Annotated in this window: 9 protein-coding genes; 6 read left to right on the top strand and 3 right to left on the bottom strand. The window is 59.6% G+C overall.

The features are described from left to right. Nucleotides 1-283: 283 nt before the first annotated feature. Both EYC95_RS28050 and EYC95_RS28045 read left to right on the top strand, forming a co-directional pair. Nucleotides 284-1,477, top strand: coding sequence for a CaiB/BaiF CoA-transferase family protein (locus tag EYC95_RS28050; RefSeq protein ID WP_131063218.1), 1,194 nt, complete (start codon nt 284-286; stop codon nt 1,475-1,477). Further along, a complete protein-coding gene (locus EYC95_RS28045; RefSeq protein WP_131063217.1) occupies nt 1,474-2,400 on the top strand; it encodes a hydroxymethylglutaryl-CoA lyase in 927 nt (308 codons plus the stop codon). Before EYC95_RS28050 ends, EYC95_RS28045 begins: the two co-directional genes overlap by 4 nt. 77 nt (nt 2,401-2,477) lie before the next feature. On the opposite strand, the gene EYC95_RS28040 is transcribed toward EYC95_RS28045, so the two are convergent. Next, nucleotides 2,478-2,966, bottom strand: a complete 489-nt coding sequence (locus EYC95_RS28040; RefSeq protein ID WP_131063216.1) for a DMT family transporter — start codon at nt 2,964-2,966, stop codon at nt 2,478-2,480. Between the two features lie 77 nt (nt 2,967-3,043). On the opposite strand from EYC95_RS28040, the gene EYC95_RS28035 reads away from it, so the two are divergent. Further along, nucleotides 3,044-3,955 (top strand): LysR substrate-binding domain-containing protein, encoded by a 912-nt coding sequence (locus EYC95_RS28035; protein ID WP_131063215.1) that lies wholly within the window; start codon nt 3,044-3,046, stop codon nt 3,953-3,955. Nucleotides 3,956-3,987: 32 nt separating this feature from the next. On the opposite strand, the gene EYC95_RS28030 is transcribed toward EYC95_RS28035, so the two are convergent. Both EYC95_RS28030 and EYC95_RS28025 read right to left on the bottom strand, forming a co-directional pair. Further along, nucleotides 3,988-4,272 (bottom strand): type II toxin-antitoxin system RelE/ParE family toxin, encoded by a 285-nt coding sequence (locus EYC95_RS28030; protein WP_131063214.1) that lies wholly within the window; start codon nt 4,270-4,272, stop codon nt 3,988-3,990. Continuing rightward, complete coding sequence (locus EYC95_RS28025) at nt 4,262-4,501, bottom strand: CopG family ribbon-helix-helix protein (RefSeq protein WP_131063220.1); 240 nt, start codon at nt 4,499-4,501, stop codon at nt 4,262-4,264. The genes EYC95_RS28030 and EYC95_RS28025 overlap by 11 nt, the downstream gene beginning before the upstream one ends. Before the next feature lie 163 nt (nt 4,502-4,664). Between EYC95_RS28025 and EYC95_RS28020 the strand changes: the two genes are divergently transcribed. The 3 genes from EYC95_RS28020 to EYC95_RS28010 are packed head-to-tail and all read left to right on the top strand — an operon-like array spanning nt 4,665 to nt 6,523. After that, nucleotides 4,665-5,399 carry a hypothetical protein gene (locus EYC95_RS28020; protein ID WP_131063213.1) on the top strand — a complete coding sequence of 245 codons (735 nt, stop codon included), beginning with the start codon at nt 4,665-4,667 and terminating at the stop codon, nt 5,397-5,399. A 3-nt stretch (nt 5,400-5,402) separates the two neighbouring features. After that, a complete protein-coding gene (gene fos / locus EYC95_RS28015) occupies nt 5,403-5,840 on the top strand; it encodes a fosfomycin resistance glutathione transferase (RefSeq protein ID WP_131063212.1) in 438 nt (145 codons plus the stop codon). A gap of 44 nt (nt 5,841-5,884) precedes the next feature. After that, on the top strand, nt 5,885-6,523 hold the full coding sequence (locus EYC95_RS28010; protein WP_131063211.1) for a LysE family translocator: 639 nt from the start codon (nt 5,885-5,887) through the stop codon (nt 6,521-6,523). Nucleotides 6,524-6,553: the final 30 nt, after the last annotated feature.

Below are 6,553 nucleotides of genomic sequence, written 5' to 3'. Positions count from 1 at the left end.
CTCTACAGACAAGGTCAGGAGCAAATCCTGCCTTCAGGAGCGATCGGCCTCCCCCAGAAACGCACTTGCTGTTGTATGAATCCTTAAGCGTAACCTCTCTCGTTGGAATCAGGGTCAACATACAAGGAGCGAGGCTTGCCCGCGAAGGCGAACCTGAGGTCGCGGTAATCTCCCGGAGCGTTCGCGTTTCGCGAACGAACGTTGCCAACTGAAGGTTGGATTCATCGCCCTCAGGTCCTCTAGCCTTGGCTCATATTCCAAGAACAACAAGAGGTACCCCGCGATGACTGCCCCCTTGAGTGCAATCAAAGTGATCGAAATCGGCACGCTGATCGCCGCGCCGTTCGCCGCACGCATGCTCGCCGAGTTCGGCGCCGAAGTGATCAAGATCGAAGCCATGGGCCAGGGCGACCCGCTGCGCAAATGGCGCAAATTGCACGAAGGCACCTCGCTGTGGTGGTACCTGCAATCGCGAAACAAGAAGTCCCTGGCGCTCAACCTCAAATCCGCCGAAGGCATCGAACTGGTCAAGCAATTGGCGACCAGCGCCGACGTGCTGATCGAGAACCTGCGGCCAGGCGCTTTGGAAAAACTCGGTCTGGGCTGGGACGTGTTGCACGCCCTCAACCCTAACCTGACGCTGGTACGGATTTCCGGTTATGGCCAGACCGGTCCGTATCGTGATCGTCCGGGTTTCGGTGCCATCGGCGAGGCCATGGGCGGGATCCGCTACACCACCGGCACCCCCGGTTCGCCGCCAGCACGGGTCGGCGTCAGCCTCGGCGATTCCCTGGCGTCCTTGCACGCGGTGATCGGCGCCTTGATGTCGTTGCTGCGGGTCAAGACCGGGCAGGGCGGCGGGCAAGTGGTCGATGTGTCGCTGGCCGAGAGCGTGTTCAACGTCATGGAAAGCCTGGTGCCGGAATACGACATGCTCGGCCATGTCCGTGAGCGCAGCGGCGGCGCCTTGCCAGGCATCGCGCCGTCCAACACTTACCTGACGGCTGACGGCGCCTACGTGGTGATCGCCGGTAACAGCGACCCGATCTACAAGCGTCTGATGGAAGTGGTCGGTAGGCGCGACCTGGCCGACGCGCCGGAGTTTGCTCATAACGATGGTCGAGCATTGAAAAGTAACGTACTCGATGCGGCGATCACTCATTGGACCAGCAGCCTGCCGATCGACGACGTAATGTCGGCGCTGGAAGCCGCTGAAGTGCCGGCCGGGCGCATCTATTCGGCCGCCGACATCGTCGCCGATCCGCACTATCAGGCGCGGGACATGCTGCTCAGCGCCGACCTGCCGGGCGGTGCCACGGTGAAGATGCCCGGCATCGTGCCGAAAATGTCCGAAACCCCCGGCGGCGTGAACTGGTCCGGGCCGACATTGGGCCAGCACACCGACGGTATCCTCGCAGGGCTGGGCCTTACGGAGCTGGACATCGAACGGCTGAAAGCTGAAGGGGTGGTGCAATGATCACTGATTTTTCCGAGACCCTGATTGTTCAGGAGGTCTCCCCCCGCGACGGCTTGCAGATCGAGCCGACCTGGGTCGAAACCGTCGACAAAATTGCGCTGATCGATCAGCTGTCGATGGCCGGTTTCAGCCGCATCGAAGCCGGCTCGTTCGTGTCGCCCAAGGCCATTGCGGCGCTGCGCGATGGTGAACTGGTGTTCAAGGGCATCACCCGGCAACCGGGGGTGATCTACGTCGCATTGATCCCCAACCTCAAAGGCGCGCAACGGGCGCTGGCGACACGCGCCGACGAGCTGAATCTGGTGATGTCCGCCAGCCAGACTCACAACCTGGCCAACATGCGCATGCGTTGCGAAGCCTCGTTGGCGGCGTTCGGTGAGATCGTGCAATACGTCGGTGGCACGCAGGTGCGACTCAACGGCAGCATCGCCACCACCTTCGGCTGCCCGTTTGAAGGCAAGATCGATGAGGATCGCGTGCTGCAAATCGTCGAGGCCTATCAAGAGCTCGGCATCCAGGGCATCACCCTCGCGGACACCACCGGCATGGCCAATCCGCGGCAGGTGGATCGGCTGGTGCGGCGGGTCTTGCAGCGGGTTTCGCCAGTTGATTTGATCCTGCATTTCCATAACACCCGCGGCCTCGGTTTGTGCAACGTGCTGGCGGCTTACGAGGCCGGTGCCCGACGTTTTGACGCAGCGCTCGGAGGCCTCGGCGGTTGCCCGTTTGCACCGGGCGCTTCGGGCAATATCTGCACCGAAGACCTGGTCAACCTGTGTGATGAAATCGGCATTCACACCGGCATCGATCTGCCGCTGTTGCTGAAGTTGTCCCGAGGGTTGCCGACGCTGCTGGGCCACGAAGTGCCCGGTCAACTGGCCAAGGCCGGCCGCAATTGCGATTTGCACCCCAGCCCTTCCTGACCACACACACACAAGCCCCTGTGGGAGCGGGCTTGCTCGCGAAGACTGACTGACACTCACGCCCTATCAGGTGTCGTTCATCCCTGCGTCACCAAAGATTTTGCCGGCGAGTCGCTGAACTGAATCATCGCCACCCCCGCCATCAACAACACCGCCCCAACCACCCGCGGTAACGTCATCTGCCGTTCCACCAACCCAAACAACCCGAAGTGGTCCAGCACCAGCGAAGCCACCACCTGTCCTGCCAGCGCCAAAGCAATAAACCCCGACGCTCCAAGCTTGGGCAGCAGCATCAGCGCCAACGAAATAAAACACACCCCGAACGCACCCCCCGCCCACATCCACAGCGGCGCTCTGGTGATGAACGCCAGTGACGGCAGCGGCAAGCGCATCGCCAACATAATCGGCAACAACACCACGATACTCACCAGTAACGAAGCAAGCGTCGCCCACAACGGATGGCCCAACCCGCGTGTGAGGTTGGCGTTGATCGCACTCTGAAAAGGCACCACCGCCCCGGCAATCACGGCCAGCAGCAACAGCCCGGCCCAATGCAACGTACTCATGATCATTCTCCACCAGGTTTTGCTGGACTCTAGAGTATTCGTCGCGCAGATTTAAATTCCAAATTGCTATCCAGAACATGCATCAGATGAATGATCTTCGGCGTATCGACCTCAACTTGCTGGTGATCCTCGACGCCTTGCTCAGCGAACAACACGTCACGCGTGCGGCGCAGCGATTGCACCTGAGTCAGCCGGCGGTCAGTCATGCCCTGGGGCGGTTGCGCGATCTGCTTGGCGATCCGTTGCTGGTACGCGCGGGCGCCACGTTAGTGCCCACCCCTCGAGCCATGGAGTTGATCGCACCCTTGGCCGAGGCACTTGCCCAAGTGCAATCGCTGCTGGCGCCGAACGCCTTCGACCCGGCCACGGCCAAGCGCACGTTTCGTCTGGCGATGTCCGATTACGGGGCTGCCATCGTCCTGCCGGGGCTGGTTCGGACGTTGCGCCGGGAAGCACCGGGCATCGACCTGCAAATCAACCACGCCAGCCGCGAAGGCATGCTCGACGCGGTACTCAACGGAGACATCGACGTTGCGGCCGGGGTATTTCCAGAGCTGCCAAACGAGCTGCGCAGCACCCCGCTGTTCGAAGAACACTACGCCTGCCTGGTGGACCGCAACAGCTTGCCTGCCAATGGCGTACTCGACCTGCCGATCTACCTCGCACGGCCACACGTCCTGCTGGAAATGCGCGGCAGCGGCACCCCGGAAATCGAACGAGCCCTGACCGCATTGCGCGAACGGCGTCGCGTCGCGATCAGCCTGCCGCATTGGAGCGTTGCCCCGGAGTTCATCAGCGGCACGGACCTGATTCTGACCGTTGCATCACGTGGGTTGCGCGACATTGCTGAGCGCTCGTTGATCGTGGTTGCGCCGCCATTTCATATTCCGTCGTTTACGTTTGTGTTGGTCTGGCACAAGCGGCGGGGTGGGGATCAGGCGTTGAATTGGTTGAATGGGCGGATTGGAGAGGGGATCAGGCAAGAATGACGTTCTATCCACTGCCATGATTTTTGTAGTGTTTACCAATTGGCAGGCGGAAGACGTCTGGTATGGAAGACCCTTAATACCTGAAGGCGTCCTTGGCGAAACCGATAGGGAATCAGATAAGGTCGATCGGGCAAGACCCATTCGCGGGTGCCGGGCAGGCGGCCTTCGCGGCCGGTTGCCGGGAAGCGGGCAAGGTGATCGACGCTGGTGAGGATAGCTTGGACGAAGTCTGCTGCGGCTTTAGGATTCTCAATTGCTATATAAGCGGCTTCGTCATCCAGATTTTTCAATGCGGTACGCAACCACTCAACGCGCATTGGCAGTCCACTTATCGGCGATTGCTTTTACTTCCTCGGGTGATGCGAAGTCTTGCGCGTCGGCTTCCTTCAGAGCTTTTTGAATTTCCTCGATTTGCCAGGCTTCCCGGGCGAGGTATTCACGCAGCGCATCCACAGCAAGAAATGACTTGCTACGGCCAGTGGCCTTGGAAAGATTGGCGAGGGTATCGGCGATTTCGTCTGGCAGGCGCAAAGACATGACGGACATGGCGGTCTCGATGTAGTGGTTTGTAATACAACATACTACATCGTCGCGCATGGGGAGATGCTAGTCCGTTCGTCTGGCATCACAACTGATGAGCGAATGCACCGAGCCGGGGATAGTGCGTGGCTGAAATCACCTCGTTATAAGTGCATAAGGAGCAGGGAAAATGACATTGAGGTCTGGATTGATCGGTTGTGCTGTCGTGTGCAGTTTCTTGGTGACCACCGAAGCGCTGGCGAGATGTGAAAAGCCGCCGCTTTCGAGCGAGTTCGGATATTCAGTGTGCAAGGACTGGCCAGCCTATCCGGGATTGTCGATTACCGCGTTGTCGCAACTTGAGTCCCGGCCTTCGTCTGACAGATCGGGCCGCGATGGGATTTACGATCTCAACCTTGCCTTGGTTTCTACTGACGGGTTGAAGCCTGTGGCGACGTATCATCGCGCATCAGTTTTTGAGTCGGATGCGATTGCGTTGGAAGACCTACAACTCGACACCGCTCGATACAAACTCACTTCCGATTTGCGCGCGTTTGGTTTGCGAGTTTTGTTCAAAGGCTCATCACGCATCAATCCATTCGATCAAACGTTGCTCTCGCTCTACGTAAAAGACGGTGAAATGGTGCGTCCGGTCATGGAGCGGTTGATCACCTATCAATACAGCGGCGCATGGGATGGCAATTGTGCCGGTGAGCGTTCCGAAGTCGTTCGAACCGTCGAAATCGGCAGAGGCAGCTCCCATGGTTTCTCAGACCTAATCGTTAAATCGGTATCTACCACTACGGTTGGGGACGGTGAGGGCGAGGCATGTGAATCCAGATCAACGACAGTAAAACCTGTGATAACCACTCTGCGTTACGACGGTAAACACTATGTAATACCCGAAGCTCTCAAAGGTTTTTGACCCATGCTCACCTGTCTCAACCACCTGACCCTCGCCGTCACCGACCTGAACCGCAGCGTGGCGTTCTATCAAGACCTGCTGCAACTTCGCGTCGATGCCACTTGGGACACCGGCGCCTACCTCTCGCTGCCCGGCCTGTGGCTGTGCCTTTCCCTCGATCCACTGCGCAAGTCCGAGCCCGCCGCCGATTACACCCACTTCGCCTTCACCGTCAGCGCAACGGATTTCCCCGTGTTCGTCGAACGCCTGCGATCTGCCAACGTACAAGAATGGCGCGACAACCACAGCGAAGGCGCTTCCTTCTATTTCCTCGACCCGGACGGCCACAAGCTCGAAGCCCACGTCGGGGACCTGGCTTCACGGCTGGCGGCCTGTCGCGAGCGGCCGTATGCGGGGATGAAGTTCTTCGACGATCAGTCAGTCGATATTCCCGGGACCTGAGATAGACTTGCGCCCATTCACCAAAAAGTTCAAAAGGACTTCCCATGACCCCATCGCTGCTAATGGCCGTTCTTGCCTCGGGTTTTATATACGGCATCACCCCGGGGCCGGGCGTATTGGCGGTGTTCGGGATCGGTGCAGCGCGGGGGCGACGGGCAGGGGCGGGGTTTCTCTGTGGGCATTTGCTGGGGGACGTGGTCTGGTGCAGCACGGCGCTGATCGCCATTGTTGGCGCACGGGAAATCGGCAGCACGGCATTCGATGTGTTGGGCGTACTCAGCGGGCTGTACCTGTTTTGGCTGGGTTTACGCGCCATACGGGCGAAGCGCAGCGGCGTCGATGTACCTCAAGGCCCGGCTCGTCAGCCCTTTTGGCACGGTATTCTATTCGGCCTGACCAATCCCAAGGCATACCCGGTGGCGGTGGCGACGTTCACTGCGCTGCTGTCCAGCCGCGCGGAATTGCTGCACTGGTCCATGCTGCCGTGGTTGATTGTCCTGAGCTTTATCGGTGGCCTCATGGCCTACGCTATCCTCATTGGCATTGTCGGTGCGCGGCAGGTTCGCACCTTGTATCAACGCCATGAACTGGCGATCACCCGGTTGTGCGGGGTGATGTTTATCGGGTTTGCCATCAACGCCCTCGCTCATGCGTTGCCGGGGCTGGTGACGAACAAGGCTTGAGGTTGAGCGCACGGATGCGTCAGGTGTACT

It is taken from the genome of Pseudomonas sp. BGI-2 (genome assembly GCF_004310295.1).
GTDB lineage: Bacteria > Pseudomonadota > Gammaproteobacteria > Pseudomonadales > Pseudomonadaceae > Aquipseudomonas.
This window is presented reverse-complemented; position numbering and strand designations above follow the sequence as displayed.